The organism is Bradyrhizobium sp. AUGA SZCCT0182 (genome assembly GCF_018130185.1).
Lineage (GTDB): Bacteria > Pseudomonadota > Alphaproteobacteria > Rhizobiales > Xanthobacteraceae > Bradyrhizobium.
The window spans coordinates 25875-44561 of record NZ_JAFCLY010000064.1 but is presented as its reverse complement, the minus strand read 5'-3'; the positions used below and the strand labels follow the sequence as shown (position 1 = coordinate 44561).

The 18687-nt window shown below is 63.2% G+C and carries 19 protein-coding genes; 7 read left to right on the top strand and 12 right to left on the bottom strand.

Going from position 1 to position 18687, the window contains the following annotated elements; all coding sequences use genetic code 11:
- Positions 1-84 precede the first annotated feature (84 nt).
- The 8 genes from JQ611_RS38635 to JQ611_RS38600 all read right to left on the bottom strand — a co-directional run bounded on the left by JQ611_RS38635 (position 85) and on the right by JQ611_RS38600 (position 5688).
- The gene (locus tag JQ611_RS38635; protein WP_212468464.1) at positions 85-1209 is read right to left on the bottom strand and encodes a Re/Si-specific NAD(P)(+) transhydrogenase subunit alpha; all 1125 of its coding nucleotides are present in this window, start codon (positions 1207-1209) and stop codon (positions 85-87) included.
- Between the two features lie 136 nt (positions 1210-1345).
- Entirely contained in the window at positions 1346-1498 is a 153-nt protein-coding gene (locus tag JQ611_RS38630) for an aa3-type cytochrome c oxidase subunit IV (RefSeq protein ID WP_212032862.1), read from the bottom strand.
- 80 nt (positions 1499-1578) lie between these two features.
- Positions 1579-1965: a type II toxin-antitoxin system death-on-curing family toxin gene (locus JQ611_RS38625; protein ID WP_212265619.1), complete on the bottom strand. Its 387-nt coding sequence runs from the start codon at positions 1963-1965 to the stop codon at positions 1579-1581.
- Positions 1962-2222 carry an AbrB/MazE/SpoVT family DNA-binding domain-containing protein gene (locus JQ611_RS38620; RefSeq protein WP_192736949.1) on the bottom strand — a complete coding sequence of 87 codons (261 nt, stop codon included), beginning with the start codon at positions 2220-2222 and terminating at the stop codon, positions 1962-1964. The genes JQ611_RS38625 and JQ611_RS38620 overlap by 4 nt, the downstream gene beginning before the upstream one ends.
- A gap of 113 nt (positions 2223-2335) precedes the next feature.
- The gene (locus JQ611_RS38615; RefSeq protein WP_212468462.1) at positions 2336-2923 is read right to left on the bottom strand and encodes an intradiol ring-cleavage dioxygenase; all 588 of its coding nucleotides are present in this window, start codon (positions 2921-2923) and stop codon (positions 2336-2338) included.
- Positions 2924-2997: 74 nt separating this feature from the next.
- Positions 2998-4875, bottom strand: a complete 1878-nt coding sequence (locus tag JQ611_RS38610) for a M3 family oligoendopeptidase (protein ID WP_212468460.1) — start codon at positions 4873-4875, stop codon at positions 2998-3000.
- A gap of 40 nt (positions 4876-4915) precedes the next feature.
- Positions 4916-5359, bottom strand: coding sequence for a hypothetical protein (locus JQ611_RS38605; RefSeq protein WP_212468458.1), 444 nt, complete (start codon positions 5357-5359; stop codon positions 4916-4918).
- Positions 5356-5688, bottom strand: a complete 333-nt coding sequence (locus JQ611_RS38600) for a helix-turn-helix domain-containing protein (RefSeq protein WP_212265615.1) — start codon at positions 5686-5688, stop codon at positions 5356-5358. The genes JQ611_RS38605 and JQ611_RS38600 overlap by 4 nt, the downstream gene beginning before the upstream one ends.
- Before the next feature lie 101 nt (positions 5689-5789).
- Here JQ611_RS38600 and JQ611_RS38595 point away from each other — a divergent pair, with 101 nt between their 5' ends.
- The 5 genes from JQ611_RS38595 (at position 5790) to JQ611_RS38575 (ending at position 12948) form a co-directional block, all read left to right on the top strand.
- Positions 5790-6131 (top strand): hypothetical protein, encoded by a 342-nt coding sequence (locus JQ611_RS38595; protein WP_212468456.1) that lies wholly within the window; start codon positions 5790-5792, stop codon positions 6129-6131.
- Positions 6132-6256: 125 nt separating this feature from the next.
- Positions 6257-6892, top strand: coding sequence for a TerC family protein (locus JQ611_RS38590; protein WP_212468454.1), 636 nt, complete (start codon positions 6257-6259; stop codon positions 6890-6892).
- A 101-nt stretch (positions 6893-6993) separates the two neighbouring features.
- Entirely contained in the window at positions 6994-8499 is a 1506-nt protein-coding gene (locus tag JQ611_RS38585; protein WP_212265612.1) for a sigma-54 dependent transcriptional regulator, read from the top strand.
- Positions 8500-8852: 353 nt separating this feature from the next.
- The gene (locus JQ611_RS38580) at positions 8853-11015 is read left to right on the top strand and encodes a murein L,D-transpeptidase (RefSeq protein WP_212468452.1); all 2163 of its coding nucleotides are present in this window, start codon (positions 8853-8855) and stop codon (positions 11013-11015) included.
- Positions 11016-11298: 283 nt separating this feature from the next.
- Entirely contained in the window at positions 11299-12948 is a 1650-nt protein-coding gene (locus tag JQ611_RS38575) for a DUF882 domain-containing protein (protein ID WP_212468450.1), read from the top strand.
- 86 nt (positions 12949-13034) lie between these two features.
- Here the strand turns inward: JQ611_RS38575 and JQ611_RS38570 are convergent, their stop codons facing one another.
- From JQ611_RS38570 to JQ611_RS38560, 3 genes are all read right to left on the bottom strand, one after another.
- Positions 13035-14801, bottom strand: coding sequence for an adenylate/guanylate cyclase domain-containing protein (locus JQ611_RS38570; protein ID WP_212468448.1), 1767 nt, complete (start codon positions 14799-14801; stop codon positions 13035-13037).
- Between the two features lie 182 nt (positions 14802-14983).
- Positions 14984-15256 carry a DUF2312 domain-containing protein gene (locus JQ611_RS38565; protein WP_212265608.1) on the bottom strand — a complete coding sequence of 91 codons (273 nt, stop codon included), beginning with the start codon at positions 15254-15256 and terminating at the stop codon, positions 14984-14986.
- A 271-nt stretch (positions 15257-15527) separates the two neighbouring features.
- The gene (locus JQ611_RS38560) at positions 15528-15830 is read right to left on the bottom strand and encodes a DUF1244 domain-containing protein (RefSeq protein ID WP_212265607.1); all 303 of its coding nucleotides are present in this window, start codon (positions 15828-15830) and stop codon (positions 15528-15530) included.
- Positions 15831-16026: 196 nt separating this feature from the next.
- Here JQ611_RS38560 and JQ611_RS38555 point away from each other — a divergent pair, with 196 nt between their 5' ends.
- Positions 16027-16611 carry a DUF1036 domain-containing protein gene (locus JQ611_RS38555; RefSeq protein WP_212468446.1) on the top strand — a complete coding sequence of 195 codons (585 nt, stop codon included), beginning with the start codon at positions 16027-16029 and terminating at the stop codon, positions 16609-16611.
- The gene (gene pyk, locus JQ611_RS38550) at positions 16608-18044 is read left to right on the top strand and encodes a pyruvate kinase (protein ID WP_212468444.1); all 1437 of its coding nucleotides are present in this window, start codon (positions 16608-16610) and stop codon (positions 18042-18044) included. Before JQ611_RS38555 ends, pyk begins: the two co-directional genes overlap by 4 nt.
- Positions 18045-18168: 124 nt before the next feature.
- Here pyk and JQ611_RS38545 read toward each other — a convergent pair whose 3' ends face one another.
- Entirely contained in the window at positions 18169-18594 is a 426-nt protein-coding gene (locus tag JQ611_RS38545; protein WP_212265604.1) for an OsmC family protein, read from the bottom strand.
- Positions 18595-18687: the final 93 nt, after the last annotated feature.

The following is an 18687-nucleotide window of genomic DNA, read 5'->3' as shown; positions in this document are numbered from 1 at the left end:
CGGCAAGGACGAAGATCGACAGCCGGAACACGAAGGGATCGACGGCCTGTGCAATATGATCCATGGCGGCTCTCCTGACGCTGTCTATTTGGGCTGGAAGTTCGGATGGATGACGGCGCCGTCTTTGGTCAGCGCGGTGGCCTTGACCAGCTCATCGTCCCACTTCACGTCGAGCGCCTTGGTGGTCTTATCCACCATCGTTTCAATGAAGTTGAACAAATTGCGCGCATACAGGCTGGAGGCGGACTGTGCGACGCGGCCGGCGACATTGGTGTAGCCGACGATCTTGACGCCATCGGCATCGACGACTTCGCCCGGTCTGGCGCCCTCGACATTGCCGCCGCGCTCAATCGCCAGATCGATCAGGACCGAGCCGGGCTTCATCGACTTGACCATGTCGGCGCTGACAAGCTTCGGCGCCGGGCGGCCCGGGATCAGCGCGGTCGTGATGATAATGTCCTGCTTCTTGATGTGCTCGGCGGTCAGGGCGGCCTGCTTGGCCTGATACTCTTTCGACATTTCCTTGGCATAGCCGCCGGCGGTCTGTGCGTTCTTGAACTCCTCATCCTCGACAGCGAGGAATTTGGCGCCGAGACTTTCGACCTGCTCCTTGGTGGCGGGCCGCACGTCGGTCGCGGTGACGACGGCGCCAAGCCGGCGCGCGGTCGCGATCGCCTGCAGGCCGGCAACGCCGACGCCCATCACGAACACTTTTGCCGCGGGAACCGTGCCCGCTGCGGTCATCATCATGGGGAAAGCACGGCCGAACGCCTCAGCGGCCTCGATCACCGCGCGGTAGCCGGCGAGGTTGGCCTGCGAGGACAACACGTCCATCACCTGCGCGCGGGTGATGCGCGGCATCAATTCCATCGCGAAGGCAGACACGCCGGAGTCGGCGATGGTCTTGAGCGCCGCCTCGTTGCCGTAGGGGTCCATAATGGCGATGACCAGGGCGCCGCGCTTGTATTGGCCGAGTTCAGAGGCCTCCGGCCGCTTCACCTTGATGATGATGTCGGCATCAACAAGCGCGTCCGCACTGATGGTGGCGCCGGCCGCGATATATTCGGAATCCGGCAGGCCCGACTTGATGCCTGCTCCCGGCTCCACCACCACTTCGGCACCAATCGCCTTGAACTTCTTCACGGTGTCGGGAGAAGCAGCCACCCGCGGTTCGGACGGATCGATTTCCTTGGCAACGGCAATCTTCATGGGGCCTCCGGCGGCGCGAGGGCGCGCGCGCAAGCAAACTAGCGTTATTTCCGCTTAGTTGGATACCGGTTTCACGACCGGGCGACGTGCAAATTTTTCTGGTCACCGCCGTCCGGGCAGTGCAGCCGGCGACGCATCAGGTCAGGAAGTAGCCCATCAGGGCGACGATCACGACGACGGCCACGGTGCCGTATTTGACCAGCATGATGAACCCTTCATAGGTCTGCTCATGGGCCGGATAATCGTTGCCGTCAGCGGTCGTGTAGGCCACTTCGCTATGGTCTGCCATCGGTATCCCCAGTCAATCCACGATCTGGCGTGCAATTACCGCAAAGCCGCCAGCAGGGCAACGGGACAAAGCCTATCGGGTCATTCGGAAGGCCAATTATCCCGGATCCAGCGGGTCAGGCTTTCCTCGCTGACCTCGCCCGCGGCCAGGGACAGGATGATGGCCGTCGCGTGCGCCGGATCGGGCGCGAACGGGATGTCGTTGACCCGCAAAAACACCATCATGGCGTGGAATGCGGTGCGCTTGTTGCCGTCCACAAAGGCGTGGTTCCGGGCAAGACCGAACGCATAGGCTGCGGCGAGCGCGGCCATATCAGTCTGTCCATAAGCCCATTGATTGACCGGCCGCATAACCGCCGACTCCAGAAGGCCGTGATCCCGGAGGCCTTCTGGTCCGCCAAATATCGCTAGTTGCCCGGCATGCATGTCGATGACTTCGTCGACATCGAGCCAGATTGGCTCACTCATTTTGCAAGCGCGGCAAACGTATCGCGGTATTCGTGCATGATCTGGCGGGCGATTTCCATCGTCCGCGCATGCTTGGGGTTGAACGGCGAAAGACGCAGGCTGCCATCCGGTTGCTCGACCGGATAGAACTTGTCGCCCTCCTTGAGATTCAGCCGGGCAAGGAGCTCTTTCGGCAGGATCACGCCGACCGAATTGCCAATCTTCCGAATTTGAAGCGCGGTATCCTCGATCTTGTACTCACGAGGGGCTTCGTTCATGCCGCGAGTGGTCTTGGTCATAGTACCAGCTCCGTTGTACGGAACGTATAACACGGCGTGCCCGCCTGTTCAACAAATGTTTTACCGAAAATGCCTGCGCGGCGCTAAAGCGCCTAGCCGACCACGAAATCGAACCGCCCGGCGAGCCATCCGGCGTTCTTGGCGGTGCGCACCAGCAACGCCTTGCGGAACAGGCCGTCGGAGCGGTTCTGCGATTCGCCGGGAAAATAGAGCTGGGTGGTCAGCACGCGGCCGCCGCGCGGCTGCACCTTCACATGGATGTGGCGGGTGCGGCCGGGATATACGCCGGGCACGACGCTGCGCAATCGATAGCGCCCTTCCGCATCGGTGAACTGATGACCGCGCAGCCGGAAGCCGGAATTGTCATACTGCCCCCTGCCGTCGGCCTGCCAGAAATCCAGCAAAGCGCCAGAGACCGGCTTGCAGTCGCGGGAAAGGACAAGCCCGACCAGTTCGATCGGCTGCCCCGCCATCCCCTCTTCAAACAGTTCGACCCGCTCCGGCGAGGACGGCTTGAAGTACGGCCCTTCGGTCTGCGCCAGCGTTGCCGCCTCGCCGTCGTGGCAGGCGGGCGTGGGTGGAAGCGGCGCCTGGGCAACACCGCTTTCGATCCCGAACAGCGAACCGGCCACGAGGGCGCCCGCTCCAAGCACTGCGCGTCGTGTCGGCGTGTCGATCATGAGCGCTCCACTCCTGACGTCGCCGTCATGATGGGATGCGACGACGGCCGAAGTTTGTCGCCGCGGCATGTGCGTCAGCCCATCGTTTCCAGTTCGTCGATCATGCCGGCGATGACCGACAGCCCGCCGTCCCAGAACTTGGGATCCTTGGCATCGAGCCCGAACGGCTTCAGCAGTTCGGAATAATGCTTGGTGCCGCCGGCCGCGAGCATCGCAAGGTAGCGCTCGGCAAAGCCGTCGGAGGCGTTCTCGTAGACCGCATAAAGCGAGTTCACCAAACAATCGCCGAACGCATAGGCGTAAACGTAGAACGGCGAATGGATGAAGTGCGGGATGTACATCCAGAAATTCTCGTAGCCCGGACGGATGTCGATGGCCGGCCCGAGGCTTTCGCCCTGCACGCTGAGCCAGATCTCGCCGATGCGCTGGGCGGTCAATTCGCCGTTCTTGCGCTCGGTGTGGATGGCGCGCTCGAACGAATAGAACGCGACCTGCCGCACCACGGTGTTGATCATGTCCTCGACCTTGCCGGCGAGCAGCGCCTGACGCTGTTTCGCATTCTTGGTCTGTCCCAACAGCCGCTTGAAGGTCAGCATTTCGCCGAACACGCTGGCGGTTTCGGCGAGCGTCAGCGGCGTCGGCGCCATCAGCGCTCCATTTTTGGCCGCCAGCACCTGGTGCACGCCGTGGCCGAGCTCATGCGCCAGCGTCATCACGTCGCGCGGCTTGCCCTGATAGTTCATCAGCACATAGGGATGCGCCGACGGCGTAGTCGGATGCGAGAACGCACCGGGCGCCTTGCCCGGCCGCACCGGCGCGTCGATCCAGCGGTCGGTGAAGAAACGCTCGGCAATATCGGCCATCTCGACCGAGAAGCCGCGATAGGCCGTCAGCACCATGTTGCGGGCCTCGGGCCAGGCGATCGTGCCGGTCGCCGCGAACGGCAGCGGCGCGTTGCGATCCCAATGCGCCAGCTTCTTCTTTTTGAACCAGCCGGCCTTGAGCGCGTAATAACGATGCGACAGCCGCGGATAGGCCGACCTGACCGATCCGACCAGCGCATCGACCACCTCGCGCTCGACGCGGTTGTTGAGATGCCGGGAATCCGCGACATCCGCAAAGCCGCGCCAGCGATCGGAAATCTCCTTGTCCTTGGCGAGCGTGTTGGTGACGAGCGCAAAGGTCCGCTCATTCTCTTTGAAGGTTTTCGCCAGCGCCTGCCCCGCGGCCTTGCGCTTTTCCGGCGCGCGGTCCTGCAGGAAATTGAGCGTCGGCTCGATCGCCAGTTCTTTGCCACCGACCTTGAAGCGCAGGCCGGAGATGGTCTGGTCGAACAGCCGGTTCCAGGCGGCATAGCCGCTCTGGGATTTTTCGTGAAACAACTGCTCGACGCGATCCTCGAGCTGGTACGGCTTGTCCTTGCGCAGATCCTCGATCCACGGGCGATAGTAGGCGAGTTCGGGCGTCAGCAGCGCGCGCTCGATCACGGCGTCGTCCACGCGGTTGAGTTCAAGCCCGAAGAACAGCAGATGCACCGATGCGGCCGTTAGCCGCTCCGAAACGTCGCCGTAGAATTTCGTGATCGCGGGATCGACGCTGTCGCCGGCGTGGACAAGGCCGGCATAGGAGCCAAGGCGGCCGGCGAGGTCGTCGATCGCCTCGTAGCGCTTGACCGCTGCGGCGAGCCACTGCCCGCCACTATCCTTTGCAACGTTTTCGGCCAGTTTGCCTTTGTAGTCCGTCTCGAACGCGATGCATTCGGCATCCATCTCCTGCAAGTCACGCGCGACTTCGGGGGCGTCGATGCCGGAATAGAGGTCGGCCAGATTCCATTCCGGCAGTTTGTCGGTCTTCGATTTGGCTGCGGTGGTCTTGCTGACGGCAGTTCCCTTGCTGATTGCGGTTTTGCGGGACGTCTTGCTGGCGCGGGATGTCGCAGATTTCGCGTTCATGAACACTTTCAAATTGGCGTGATGATTTTTGACGAGGCGATCAGGCGAACGCTGCCAGCTGCGGCGCGAGCTGCACCAGCAGCTCTTCGGTCTCCGCGATCATCGGCTCGAGTTTTTCGTGAAAGGCGCTCCGAATCGCACACCACAGCGTGATCGCCTTGACCATCAGCCACGACGTGGACGGGACCGCCGCCCTCGCATGCAGCACGACGATATCGAGGTTTCGATGCTCGAACAGCAGCCGGCCCGATCCGTCTTCCAGGATATAGCGCGCCCCGATCCGGGACACACACAGCTCGCAGGCCTGATCCGGAAGCGGACCCAACAGATAGAACTGGGCATCGCCTTTTTCGGTGGTGCCGGTTTCCCATTCGCGGCCGGTCGACGGCGCGAGCGCAGCCTGCAATGCCGCGCAGATTGTATTGAGTTCCCGTTCGCTCCAGATGCCGGTTTCCTGTGTGCGCTCGAACGCAACCACGCTCATTTGCTTTCCGCTCCGAACAGCAGCCGGTGCAATTCCGGCTCGTAGTACAGTAATAGATGCCTAGCGAACGCCGCCTGTTCAAGACCCAGCTCGCTGGCCCATGCGCCCATGATTTCAGTTGGAACGCGGCTGAACCCGTTCTCGACCTGTGAGATGAACGTATAATATTTGAGACCGAGCCGCGCGGCGAGATCAGCCTGCGACAATCCGGCATCGGCCCTGCGCAGCTTGAGCCAATCCCCAGCCTGTTTCCGCAATTGCCGGGCTTCCGTGGCGACCTTGCCCGGCAGCTGTCCAGCGAAAACATCTTGATGTTTTGCTCGTTTCATGATTACTAAACTACCTAGATTGAATTCCGGAACAGCCAATGTTCCCTACCACAATCTCGCGGCTTCCCTCAGTTCGCGAGTCTTTGGGAGGACAATAATCCATGGCTATCGCAGATCGCAGTCGGATTGTCCGGACCAAGGGCCAGGAAAACACCACCCGTGGCAAGGAGCTGATGGCCGGCATCCTGCTGGTGGCACTGATCGCGACGCTCGGAATCCGCAACCTCGTGCCTGTTGATGCGCTGACACCCGCGATTGTCACCCTGCTGTTTGCGGTCGGCGCGACGACGGCCGGCTTCGCGCTGCTGTGCCGACGCGACCGGTTCCGCACCATGTGGTTCGACCTCGCCGGCAGCCTGACGTTCATCGGCGTCGTGCTGTCCGTTCTGATCGAGCCGGACCAGATGATCAGGCTCTTCGCCCTTTCGGACCAACCTGAGTAGCGGAAACGGTTTTTCCGCTGATCGACCTTTCGTCTTTTTTGACTGTGCACGTCCAAGCCCGGGCCCCTCTGGCAGTTCAAGCGAACTGCGATGTCGGATTGGACTCCTGAACGGAGTGGCCCCGCATGCTGGACTTAATTACCTCGCAACACCTGACAGCGCTTTTCCAGGTCATCATGATCGACCTGGTGCTCGCCGGCGACAATGCGATCGTCATCGGGCTCGCAGCCGCCGGGCTACCCGAGGGTCAGCGCAAGAAGGCGATTTTGATCGGCATATTGGCCGCCACGGTCCTGCGCATCGGCTTCGCTTCCGTCACGGTTCAGTTGCTGCAAATCATTGGACTGCTGCTCGCGGGCGGCGTTCTTCTGCTTTGGGTATGCTGGAAGATGTGGCGCGAGCTGCATACGTCGCATCAACCGAAGTTTCAGAGTTTGTCGTCCGCAGCGATCGATACACCAGCCGGTGCGGGCCGCCAGAAGACGCTTGGCCAGGCCGTCTGGCAGATCACGCTCGCCGACGTGTCGATGTCGCTCGACAATGTGCTCGCCGTCGCAGGTGCGGCGCGCGAGCATCCGATGATCCTGATATTCGGTCTGGCACTTTCCATTGCGCTGATGGGGCTCGCCGCCAACTTCATCGCGCGGCTCCTGGAAAAGCATCGCTGGATCGCCTATGTCGGCCTTGCGATCATCCTCTATGTGGCTTTCGACATGTGTTATCGCGGCGTTCTGGAGGTGTGGCCACACCTCAACGCTTAGCCGCTCTCACACAGCCGCCCTCCAACAATTAAGTGTGCGTTAATCGCCATAGGCGAGAGTGCCCCGATTCGATACAGTTAGCGTAACGTGCGGGGTAAACCATGGCTGCTACCATTCTGATTGCTGATGACGACGCGGTGCAGCGCCGTCTGGTGGAAAACATGGTGCAGAAATGCGGTTATGAGTCCCTCGTCGTCGACAGCGGCGACGCCGCCGTGGCCTTGCTGACCGCCCCCGACGCGCAAGCGATCGATGCCGTCGTTCTCGATCTCGTGATGCCCGGTCTCGACGGACTCGGCGTGCTCGCAAAAATTCGTGATGCCGGATTGACCGTTCCCGTCATCGTGCAGACCGCCCATGGCGGCATCGACAACGTGGTTTCGGCGATGCGCGCCGGCGCGCAGGATTTCGTCGTCAAGCCGGCCGGCTTCGAACGGCTGCAGGTGTCGCTGCGCAACGCGCTCAACACGCAGGCCTTGAAGGGCGAATTGCAGCGCATCCGTCACAGCCGCGAAGGCCGGCTGACCTTTGCCGATATCATCACCCGCAGCGAAACCATGGCAGGCGTGCTGCGCACGGCGCAGAAGGCCGCCTCATCGGGCATTCCGGTGCTGATCGAAGGCGAGTCCGGCGTCGGCAAGGAATTGTTTGCCCGCGCCATCCACGGCAGCAGCGAGCGCAAGGCCAAGCCGTTCGTGGCCGTCAACTGCGGCGCGATCCCCGACAATCTGGTGGAATCGATCCTGTTCGGTCACGAGAAGGGCGCTTTCACCGGCGCCACCGAACGCCACATGGGCAAGTTCGTCGAAGCGTCCGGCGGCACGCTGTTCCTCGACGAGGTCGGCGAACTGCCGCTTGCAGCCCAGGTAAAGCTGCTTCGCGCATTGCAGGAAGGCACGGTCGAGGCCGTCGGTGGCCGCAAGCCGGTGAAGGTCGACGTCCGCATCATTTCGGCGACCAACCGCAAACTGCTCGACCTCGTGAAGAACGGCGCATTCCGCGAGGATCTGTTCTATCGCCTGCACGTGCTGCCGCTGACCATTCCTCCGCTTCGCATGCGACGGGAAGACATCCCGCATCTGTTGCGGTACTTCCTGGCGCGGTTCAGCGCCGAAGAGAACCGCACCATCACCGGCATCAGCGGTGAAGCCATGACGCATCTGGCGCAGCTCGATTGGCCCGGCAATATCCGCCAGCTCGAAAACACCGTGTATCGCGCCGTGGTGCTGAGCGAGAGCGACCAGCTTGGCCTGTCGGACTTCCCGCATGCCGCCGCCCACCATATCGTCCCGGACACGGACACCCAGGCTATGCACGGCGAACCGCTGATCGTCGGTCCGTCGACGGCTCCTGCGATGGTGTCGGGTAATGAGATACCGATTGCGCCGCTGAGCAACACCGGCAGTCTCGCGATGCTGACCTCCGCGGGCGAGGTGCGGCCGCTCGAGGAAATGGAAAACGAGATCATCCGTTTCGCGATTTCGCACTATCGCGGGCAAATGTCGGAAGTGGCGCGCCGGTTGAAGATCGGCCGCTCCACGCTCTATCGCAAACTCGATGAGGCCGCCGCCAACGATCCGGCTGAGGGCGCGCAAGATACCAACTGAGCAGCAATTGAGCGCCATGGACGATTGTGGCGCTCCCGTGGCAAGGGCTTGAGCGCCATCGGGGATTCGGGAACCTTCGAACCGTGGCTTGCCGGTGACAGACAAATGTCAGGGGGCATGGCAAAACCGCGCCACCCGAATTGCAATTGGTGGTTTGAGGTCAGTTTGTCGTGAGTTGCCCCCCATGGCGCTGGCTGCATGAAAGGGGCGCATGTATCGTCTGCGTTTGAATCGTTGCGTGCAGGCGTACCGACTTAAAGCGATCGAGGCCGGCGCTTTCGCGCAAGCTGTGACGAGCGATACCTGAAGGACTGCTCCATGCCGGGGCAGTTCCGCCCAAGGGGGGTGTGACGATGCGTGACTGTTCGACCAACCGTGCTGGATTTGACCGCGTGCTGATCGCCGTCGCGGCAACCTTCCTAGCGGTGTCCGCGACTTCTGCACTGGCGGGTCAGAGCGATACGCCCCGGGCCAGCGCTGCAGAGCTCGCGATCGATGCAGCAGTTCCGCGTCCCGAGCCGGCCAACGTTCCGCCGCCGACCGCCAGCGATTTTAGGATCGACGCCACCGCGTCGGTACCCGATCCAGCCAAGACGGCAGCACCCGCACCGAGCACGACCGTTCCCGATCCGAAGCCGGCCGAAACCGTCACCGCGCCCGCGGCCGACACCCCCAAGAGCGACGCTCCCAAGAGCGACACCGCGACCACGACGCCCGCAACGCCTGCGCCCGCGACGGCTGCAGCACCTGCCGCGGAGCCGGTGAAGGCCGCGAGCAGTGTCGCGCCGGCGGATCAGCCGGTCGCCGACAAATTGCGCGACATGCTTGCCAGCAAGGCGCTGCGCACGTTCGATCGCAAGGGCGAGCGCGCCGCGGTCGAAAAATTCTACAGCGCCCGCGAATTTGCGCCGCAGTGGACGCAGGCCGGCAAACTGACCGCCGGCGCCAAGGGCGTCGTCGCGCGCCTGAAGGACGCTGCTGCCGACGGCCTCAACCCCGCCGACTATCCGGTGCCGGATTTTGCAGCCGCTACCTCGCCCGACCAGCTGGCCGACGCCGAACTGAAGCTGACCGCCAGCATGCTGGACTATGCACGCCAGGCGCAGAGCAGCCGGATGCACTGGTCGCAGGTCGCCGCCGACATCCTCTATCCCGAGCATCCGACCGATCCGGCCGAAGTTCTGGCCAACATCTCGACCGCCAAGGATGCTTCCGCAGCGCTCGAGGGCTACAACCCGCCGCTCAAGCTCTACAAGGATTTGAAGGCCAAGCTCGCCGAACTGCGCGGTCAGGGCGAAGGCCCGGTGGTGCAGATCGCCGAAGGCGCTCCGCTCGCATTCAAGGCGGCGACCAAGAAACAGCCGGAGGCCGCCCCCGAAGATCCGCGTGTGCCGCAACTGCGCGCCAAGCTCGGCGTCACCGAAAATCCCGACGACACCAAGTACGATGCCAAGGTCGCCGCAGCGGTACGCAAATTCCAGGAAAGCGCCGACCTCAAGCCGACCGGCGTGCTCGACGACAAGACCGTCAAGGCCATCAACAGCCCGAAGCGGGATCGCCAGATCGACACCGTGATCCTCAACATGGAACGCTTGCGCTGGCTGCCGCGCCAGCTCGGTGTGCCGTCGCTCAACAACGCCTATGTCATTCTTAACGTCCCCGACTTCACGCTCAAGGTGATGCAGGGCGGCGCCCAGGTCTGGACCACCCGCGTCGTGACCGGAAAGCCGGGAAACCACGCCACGCCGATGCTGACCGAGACGATGAAGTTCATCACCGTCAATCCGACCTGGAACGTGCCGCCGTCGATCATCTACAACGAATATCTGCCGGCGCTGCAGCAGGATCCGACCGTGCTGCAACGCATGGGATTGAAGCTCGAACGCAACCGTGACGGCTCGATCCATATCTCGCAGCCGCCGGGCGAGGCCAATGCGCTCGGCCGGATCCGCTTCAACTTCCCGAACAAGTTCCTGGTCTATCAGCACGACACCCCCGACAAAAACCTGTTCGCCAAGGAAGAGCGCGCCTTCAGCCATGGCTGCATGCGGGTGCAGAATCCGGATCAATACGCCTCGACGCTGCTCAACATCGTCATGCCGAACGACAAATACACGCCGGAAAAAATCCGCAGCATGTATGGCCGCAGCGAGATCGACCTGAAATTCCCGACCCCGGTCCCGGTCCACATCACCTATCAGACCGCGTTCGTGGATGATTCCGGCAAGCTGCAGTTGCGCAGGGACGTCTACGGCCGCGACGCAAGGATGCTGCCGCTGCTCAAGAATTCCGGGAGCAGGGACCTGGAGAACGTTGTGGCCCATGCCAACCCGAGCTACGTCCGGCCGAGCGGCGCGTCACTGCCGTCCAACGTCGCCTTCAACAATGATTACGGCAGCTCCGGTCCTTCGTTCTTCGAGCGGCTGTTCGGCGGACCATCGGTCACGCCCCCCGCGCCAGTCGGCCGCCGGCCGCAAGCGCAACCCCAGCAGCAGCGACGGGTGATCACCCGTTAAACCCCGGGGGTCTTAATCCCCGGGTCCCGGCTGCCTCTCGAAATTTTTAAGTAAAATCAACGATCTCGCCGCTTTGGCGAGATCGTTTACGTTAACCATTATCCATCTCGGTTTTGGCACAGGGCACTTTTTCGCCACAGTCGACGGGTTAGGTTAAGCCTAACTTGGGGGCGGGTCGGTAAACTTCGGTTAACCCTCCCGCTTTAATAAAGCGTTCACCCTCTTTCGCAGGTCCTTGGGAGGCCTGGTTTGCGAAAGAGATCCGTGATCGCTCGTCGACTGGGTGGGCTCATACGTGCTGACTGGTTTCGCGCGCCAAATCAATTCGCTTCGCCTGCCGAAGGCCGGATATCAAATCGGCCTGACTTCGCTGTTGCTCCTTGCCGGAGCCGGGTCGGTGCATGACGCGACCGCGCTGAACGAGACCCGGACGCTTTCTTTCCACCACACCCACTCCAACGAAGACCTCACCGTCACCTTCAAGCGCGACGGGCGTTACGACGAAGAGGCGCTGAAGAAACTCAATCACTTCCTCCGCGACTGGCGCAGCCAGGACCAGACCACGATGGATCGTCACCTCTTCGACATCCTCTGGGAAGTCAACCGCGACGTCGACGGCAAGCAGCCGATCCAGATCATCTCCGCCTACCGCTCCCCCGCCACCAATGCCATGCTCCGCCGCCGCTCGTCCGGCGTGGCCCGCCACAGCCAGCACACGCTCGGCCACGCGATGGATTTCTTCATCCCAGGCATTGCGCTCGAGCAGATCCGCGCCGCCGGACTTCGCCTGCAGCGCGGTGGCGTCGGCTTCTACCCGACCTCGGGATCGCCGTTCGTTCATCTCGATACCGGCAGCGTCCGTCACTGGCCGCGCATGACGCATGATCAGCTGGCCCGGGTGTTCCCCAATGGCCGCACCGTCCACCTGCCCTCGAATGGTGGTCCGCTGAAGGGTTATGAACTGGCCCGCGCCGACATCGAGAAGCGCGGCAGTGGCGACGACGCTGCAACGGTGGGCAAGAAGCCCAGCCTGTTCGCCTCGCTGTTCAAGGGCGGCAAATCCAGTGACGAGGATGATGAGGGCGGCGCCCCCGTCACCGTCAGGAACGAGAAGCCCGCTCCTTCTGTGGTGGCCGCCGCCGCGGCCCCGAAGGCCGCCGACACCAAATCCGCCGAGATCGTGCCGACGCCGCGCGCAAAGCCGGTCGCGGCAACGATCCAGCTGGCCTCGGCTGATGCGCAGATCGTTCCGGCGCCCAAATCCAAACCGGAGCCATCCAAACCGGCCGCGCAGGCTTCCGCCGACAAGCCAGCCGAGCCGAAACCGCAGACACCCGCCGACATCATCAACGCCCGCGGCTTCTGGGGTGATGCGCCGACGACGGCCAATCAGCCCACCCCCGTGCAGCTCGCAGCCCTCAGGGCCCGTCAGGCCGTCGGCGCCGCCGATCCGCAGCCGACTGCCAGCGTTACCGACGCTTTCAACAAGGCGCTGGCCTACGCGCCGGCCGCCTCCTCGCCGGTTGACCGCGCCAACGTCGTCGCAGCCTCCGCGCCGATCCCGCGCACCGTGCGGCCAGCGCGTAATGCCGCCGCTGCCGCCACCGAAATCAACAGTGTCGTCGCCAAGGGGTCGCACGGTCAGGCCGGCGTGATTTCGACCTCGACGCGGCTTGCCGCCGCCAAGGGCAACGATGTCTGGATGCGGGTCGTGATGCTGGCACCGAGCGCGAGCAACGCGATGTCGACGACCGTGCTGGGCGATACCGACATGACGCTGATGCGCAGCTACTTCGTCAAGCCGCCGTACGCGATCACGATGGGCTTCTCGGAAGATCCGATGCTGGGGATGACCACCGACCGGTTTACCGGATCGGCGACCGCCAAGCTCACCACGCAGTCTTTCGTCGTGCGCACGGCGTCACTGCGCTAAGCAGGCACAACTTCCATCGGTCTCGAAATCATCCTCGCGAGAGCGCGGCCCCTGCGCCGTGATCACCGTGTTCGTGCTCGGCTGCGTCAGGCCGGCAAGCCTGCCTTGAGCAGGCCAGCCTCGTGACGCTGGCGGTCGATGGCGTGCTTGTAGTGCTGGGTGGCGAGGTAAACGGCCACCGAGAATGCCGGCTCTGACTTTAGAACCTCGGCGACGTGCGCAGCGGCGGCGACCGCGTTGCCCATTTGCGCAAACGTGGCTGCGAGGAAGGCATGATGGGTGTAGTCGGGCCGCGTGATCCGCGAAAAGGCCTCGATGGCGTCGGCATATTTCTCGGCGCAGTAGCAAGCGCGCCCGAGGTGGCTCCAGAAGCGCTCCGGGTGGTACGGGTTGAGGCGCATCGCCTTCTTGATCCAGTCGATGCCTTCCTCCGGCCGCCCGAGCCAGGTTAGAAGCTCGCCCTGCTGCACCACGACAAGGTCGTAGTTGGGATTGAGCGCGAGCCCTCGCTCCTGGTGATACGCGGCCTTGTCATGGTCGTTACGGTTCAGGTTCAGCGCGGCGAGAATCCGGTGCACGTCGCTGTCATTGTCGTCGAGCGCCAGCGTGACCTCCAGCTCCGCGGCCACCTGCTCGAAGGTGGCATCGCGATCGGCACACCAGCCATAGACCCACGTCTGGCCCAGCACGCATGCTTTCCAGGCGTGGGCATGCGCATAGTTCGGGTCGAGCGCGAGGGCGCGGTCGAGCAGGCGCTGCGCTTCGGCATTGTCCTCGCGCGTCGAGCGGTGGTGCCGCACCTTGGCGGCCAGCACGCACTCATACGCCGCCATGCTCTCGGTCGGCTTGCGTTTTGCGCGGTCGTGCCTGGCGGCCTCGACCCTGCCGGGGAGCGTTGCGACGATCGCATGAGTGATTTCGTCCTGGATGGCGAATATGTCCTCAAGCTCGCGGTCGTAGCGTTCGGCCCAGACGTGCTGGTCGGTTTCTGCGTCGATCAGCTGTACGGTGACGCGGACGCGATCGCGCGCCTTGCGCACGCTCCCCTCGAGGACGTAATCGACGCCAAATTCGCGCGCGATCTCCCGCACGTTGACCGCCTTGCCCTTGTGCACGAACGTCGAGTTGCGCGAGATGACGAGCAAATCGCGGAACCGTGACAGCTCGGTAATGATGTCCTCGGTGAGGCCGTCCGCGAAGAATTCCTGCTCCGGATCGCCGCTCATGTTGGCGAGCGGCAGCACGGCAATCGACGGCTTCTTGGAGGCCGGCGCCGCCGCCGCAGCGTCCTTCGCGCCCTCCGGCGCGGCTTCCGGATCGGCGTCGAGCCGAACCCGGAAGACGCGGATCGGACGGACGATGTTCTTGACGCTCTGCTCGCCGAGATCCTCGAATGCGACGTCATCCAGCCGTTGGCCGACCTGATCGCGCACCGCGCCGGAGACACAGATGCCGCCAGGCTCGGCGAGCATTTCGAGACGCGCCGCCACGTTGACGCCGTCGCCAAAGATGTCGTTGTCCTCGACGATTATGTCGCCAAGATTGATGCCGATCCGGAACTGTATCCAGCGCGCCGGCGAGACGTCGGCGTTGCGCCGCGCCATCCGGCGCTGAATCTCGGCAGCACACAGCACGGCATCGGCGACGCTGCGGAATTCGACCAGCATGCCGTCGCCGGTGGTCTTGATGATGCGGCCATGGTTCTTCGTGATGACCGGATCGATGAGTTCGATCCGGTGGGTCTTGAGACGGGCAAGCGTCCCCGTCTCGTCAACCTCCATGAGCCGGCTATAACCGACCATGTCGGCGGCAAGGACCGCTGCGAGCCTTCGCTCTGGTCCAGGCACGTCCATTTCCAGGTTCCCTTGCGGGTAGCCTAACAGAGGCGGAGCCGTGGCCCAAGCTGGTTTCCCCGGAAGTGCCTGCTAGAGCGTTTTCCAGCGAAGTGGACGCCGGTTCGCGTCAAGAAAACGCGTTAAACCAAGAATCCAGAGCCCCGTTCCGATTCCATCGGAACGGGGCTCTGGCTGGCGCCTCACAGCATCCCGAGCGCCTGCATGTAGGTTTCCAGAATCGTCTCCTGCTCGGCGCGCTCATTGGCGTCCTGCTTGCGCAGGCGAACAATGGTGCGCAGCGCCTTGACGTCGTAACCATTGCCCTTGGCTTCGGCATAGACGTCGCGGATATCGTCGGAGATCGTCTTCTTTTCCTCTTCCAGCCGTTCGATGCGCTCGACGATGGCCTTGAGCTGGTCTTTTGCGAACTTCGTCGCGGGTTCTTCCTGGACGGCGGCGGCAGAGTTGGCCATCGGGTACTCCTGAGTGGAACTGAATGGTAGGGCTGAAAGATCAAGCGCCGCACGCTTCACCGCGCGGCGCTTTCTGAGATTGACCCTCAAGAGTGCGGCGCCTTGCGTCAAGGCACCATCGCGCTCATCCACAGCGCGCCCACAGGAAGGTACATTGTAGCCCGGATGAGCCAACGGGTCGCGCGAATGCGCGCCCGATGACAGGCTCCGCGACATCCGGGACGGAGGCACGATCTTCCCGGATATCCGGGCTACGAAGCGCGCCGACGCTTTAATGCCCGCTATGGGTCTTCTTCATCGCCTCCAGCTGCTCGGGACTGGCGGTGCCCTGAAACTTCGACTTCCAGGTCTCATAGGGCATGCCGTAGACCGCCTCGCGGCTCTCATCCTTGCTGATCGCCACACCCTTGCCGTCGGCCGCTTCCTTCATCCAGTTCGACAGGCAGTTGCGGCAGAAGCCGGCCAGGTTCATCAGGTCGATGTTCTGGACGTCGGGCCGGTCGCGCAGGTGCTCGACTAGGCGCCGGAAAACGGCGGCTTCCAGTTCTGTTCTGGTTTTGTCGTCAATTGTCATGGCTTGGTCCCGCAGGGTTATTCCTGAGCATATTGATATCAGGTGGGAATTGTCACAGATTTTGCCATATCGGCGCGCAAACCAGCACGGAACCGGTTAATCCGGACGTCCCGCATCGTGGGAAACGCGCTTGCCCGGCGTTGACAGCTCCCGCCGGGCAAGCGAAATCGTCAATGATTTGATATAGCTTCGCCATATGATCGGAACAGATTCTCTGCCTTCACGCCCCTTCCCCGCTCGCCTGACTGCCGGCCTCCTGCCGGCGCTGGCGTTGGCGGTGACGGGCCTGTGGAACAGTTCGGCAGCGGCTGACTTTCGCCTCTGCAATAACACCTCGAGCCGGGTCGGCATCGCGCTCGGTTACAAGGACGCCGAGGGCTGGACCACCGAGGGCTGGTGGAACGTTTCCTCGCGCAGTTGCGAGACGCTGCTGCGCGGAACGCTTGTCGCACGGTTCTATTATATCTACGCGCTCGACTATGACCGCGGCGGCGAATGGTCGGGGCAGGCCTTCATGTGTTCGCGTGACAAGGAATTCACCATTAAGGGTACCGAGAATTGCCTGGCGCGCGGTTTTGACCGCACCGGGTTCTTCGAGGTCGACACCGGCGAACAGAGAGCATGGACCGTGCAATTGACCGAAGCCAATGAACAACCCGCGCAGCAGCGCGTGCCGGGGATTCCGGGAACGGTCGGTCCCGGTGGTGTTCCGGGCCTGTCGCCGGGCGGACCGCCGCAAGGCGGATCCGGGCAGCCGCCAGCTTCGGCGCCCAAGCAATGAGGCGCCTCCGTCGTATCAAGATCCTCGCCACCCTCGGCCCGGCATCGTCGGACAGCGCGATGATTCGCAAGCTGTTCGAGGCCGGCGCGGATGTGTTCCGCATCAATATGAGCCACACCTCGCACGACAAGATGCGCGAACTGGTCGCGACCATTCGCAATGTCGAGAGCAGCTACGGCCGGCCGATCGGCATCCTGGTCGATCTGCAAGGACCGAAGCTGCGTCTTGGCTCGTTCAATGAAGGCGCCACCCAGCTCAAGAACGGCCAGAGTTTTGTTCTGGATTCCGACAAGGCACCGGGCGACAACAGCCGCGTCCAGCTACCGCATCCGGAAATCCTGGCGGCGCTGCGGCCGGGTCACGCATTGCTGCTCGACGACGGCAAGGTGCGGCTGATAGCCGAGGCAACCTCGCCCGATCGCGCGGTGACGCGGGTGGTGATCGGCGGCAAGATGTCGGACCGCAAGGGCGTCAGCCTGCCCGACACCGACCTGCCGGTCTCGGCGATGACGCCGAAGGATCGCGCCGATCTCGAAGCGGCGGTGACGACGGGGATCGACTGGGTCGCGCTTTCCTTTGTGCAGCGCGCCGAGGACGTCAATGAGGCCAAGCGGCTGATCCGCGGCCGTGCCGCCGTGATGGCCAAGATCGAAAAGCCGCAGGCGATCGACCGGCTCGGCGAAATCCTCGAGGTCTCCGACGCGCTGATGGTGGCGCGCGGCGATCTTGGCGTCGAACTGCCGCTGGAGCGGGTGCCCAGTCTTCAAAAGCAAATGACGCGCATGGCGCGCCGCGCCGGCAAGCCGGTGGTGATCGCAACCCAGATGCTGGAATCGATGATCCAGGCGCCGGTGCCGACGCGCGCCGAAGTCTCCGACGTCGCGACCGCGGTCTATGAGGGCGCCGACGCAATCATGCTGTCGGCGGAATCCGCCGCCGGCAAATTCCCGGTCGAGGCGGTCTCGACCATGAACCGCATCGGCGAGGAAGTGGAGCGCGATCCGACCTATCGCTCGGTGCTGACGGCGCAGCGGCCCGAGCCGGAGCAGACCGTCGGCGACGCCATCGCGGACGCCGCGCGGCAGATCGCCGAGACGCTGGAATTATCCGCGATCATCTGCTGGACCAGTTCGGGCTCGACCGCGATCCGCGTGGCGCGCGAACGGCCGAAGCCGCCGGTGGTGGCGATTACGCCGAACCTGGCGACAGGGCGCAAATTGTCTGTCGTGTGGGGCGTGCATTGCGTGGTCGCCGAAGACGCGCACGACCAGGACGACATGGTCGATCGCGCCGGCTCGATTGCGTTCCGCGACGGCTTCGCCAAGGCAGGCCAGCGCGTGATCATCGTCGCCGGCGTGCCGCTCGGCATCGCCGGCACCACCAACATGGTGCGCATCGCCTATGTCGGGCCGGAAGGCAAAGCGGATAAGTGACGGCGTGCCCTTAGCGCCGTCACTCCGGGATGGTCCGAAGGACCAGACCTCAGGGGCGCAATTGCGCCCCGGGGAATCTCGAGATTCCGGGTTCGATGCTTCGCATCGCCCCGGAATGACATGATCACTGCAGCGTCGCGTCCAGCGTGATCTTGGTGTTCAGCAGCTTCGACACCGGACAGCCGGCTTTTGCCTTGCCCGCCAGTTCCTCGAACTTCGCCTTGTCGGCGCCGGGAATTTTCGCATTCAACGTCAGATGCACCGAGGTGATGGCAAAGCCGTCGCCTTGTTTCTCAAGCGTGACGTCGGCCTTGGTTTCCATCTGCTCGGCGGTGAGCTTGGCTTCACCGAGAATCAGCGACAGCGCCATGGTGAAGCAGGCGGCGTGCGCGGCTCCGATCAATTCTTCCGGGTTCGAGCCCGGCTTGCCCTCGAAGCGGCTGGCGAAACCGTAGGGATAGTCGTTCAGCGCGCCGCTCTTGGTCGAGATCGCGCCCTTGCCGTCCTTGATGCCGCCCTGCCATTTGGCCGAGCCTGATGTCGTCGTCATGGAATGCTCCTTCACCGCTGAATGACCGATCACGCCCAATTTGGCGGATGGTTGCGTCAGAGCGATGTCAATTGCCGGTGATATCAGCGCAAA

Coding starts and splice junctions, on each gene's coding strand:
- JQ611_RS38635 (WP_212468464.1), bottom strand. CDS start 1,209: ATGAAGATTGCCGTTGCCAAGGAAATCGATCCGTCCGAACCGCGGGTG.
- JQ611_RS38630 (WP_212032862.1), bottom strand. CDS start 1,498: ATGGCAGACCATAGCGAAGTGGCCTACACGACCGCTGACGGCAACGAT.
- JQ611_RS38625 (WP_212265619.1), bottom strand. CDS start 1,965: ATGAGTGAGCCAATCTGGCTCGATGTCGACGAAGTCATCGACATGCAT.
- JQ611_RS38620 (WP_192736949.1), bottom strand. CDS start 2,222: ATGAACGAAGCCCCTCGTGAGTACAAGATCGAGGATACCGCGCTTCAA.
- JQ611_RS38615 (WP_212468462.1), bottom strand. CDS start 2,923: ATGATCGACACGCCGACACGACGCGCAGTGCTTGGAGCGGGCGCCCTC.
- JQ611_RS38610 (WP_212468460.1), bottom strand. CDS start 4,875: ATGAACGCGAAATCTGCGACATCCCGCGCCAGCAAGACGTCCCGCAAA.
- JQ611_RS38605 (WP_212468458.1), bottom strand. CDS start 5,359: ATGAGCGTGGTTGCGTTCGAGCGCACACAGGAAACCGGCATCTGGAGC.
- JQ611_RS38600 (WP_212265615.1), bottom strand. CDS start 5,688: ATGAAACGAGCAAAACATCAAGATGTTTTCGCTGGACAGCTGCCGGGC.
- JQ611_RS38595 (WP_212468456.1), top strand. CDS start 5,790: ATGGCTATCGCAGATCGCAGTCGGATTGTCCGGACCAAGGGCCAGGAA.
- JQ611_RS38590 (WP_212468454.1), top strand. CDS start 6,257: ATGCTGGACTTAATTACCTCGCAACACCTGACAGCGCTTTTCCAGGTC.
- JQ611_RS38585 (WP_212265612.1), top strand. CDS start 6,994: ATGGCTGCTACCATTCTGATTGCTGATGACGACGCGGTGCAGCGCCGT.
- JQ611_RS38580 (WP_212468452.1), top strand. CDS start 8,853: ATGCGTGACTGTTCGACCAACCGTGCTGGATTTGACCGCGTGCTGATC.
- JQ611_RS38570 (WP_212468448.1), bottom strand. CDS start 14,801: ATGGACGTGCCTGGACCAGAGCGAAGGCTCGCAGCGGTCCTTGCCGCC.
- JQ611_RS38565 (WP_212265608.1), bottom strand. CDS start 15,256: ATGGCCAACTCTGCCGCCGCCGTCCAGGAAGAACCCGCGACGAAGTTC.
- JQ611_RS38560 (WP_212265607.1), bottom strand. CDS start 15,830: ATGACAATTGACGACAAAACCAGAACAGAACTGGAAGCCGCCGTTTTC.
- JQ611_RS38555 (WP_212468446.1), top strand. CDS start 16,027: ATGATCGGAACAGATTCTCTGCCTTCACGCCCCTTCCCCGCTCGCCTG.
- pyk (WP_212468444.1), top strand. CDS start 16,608: ATGAGGCGCCTCCGTCGTATCAAGATCCTCGCCACCCTCGGCCCGGCA.
- JQ611_RS38545 (WP_212265604.1), bottom strand. CDS start 18,594: ATGACGACGACATCAGGCTCGGCCAAATGGCAGGGCGGCATCAAGGAC.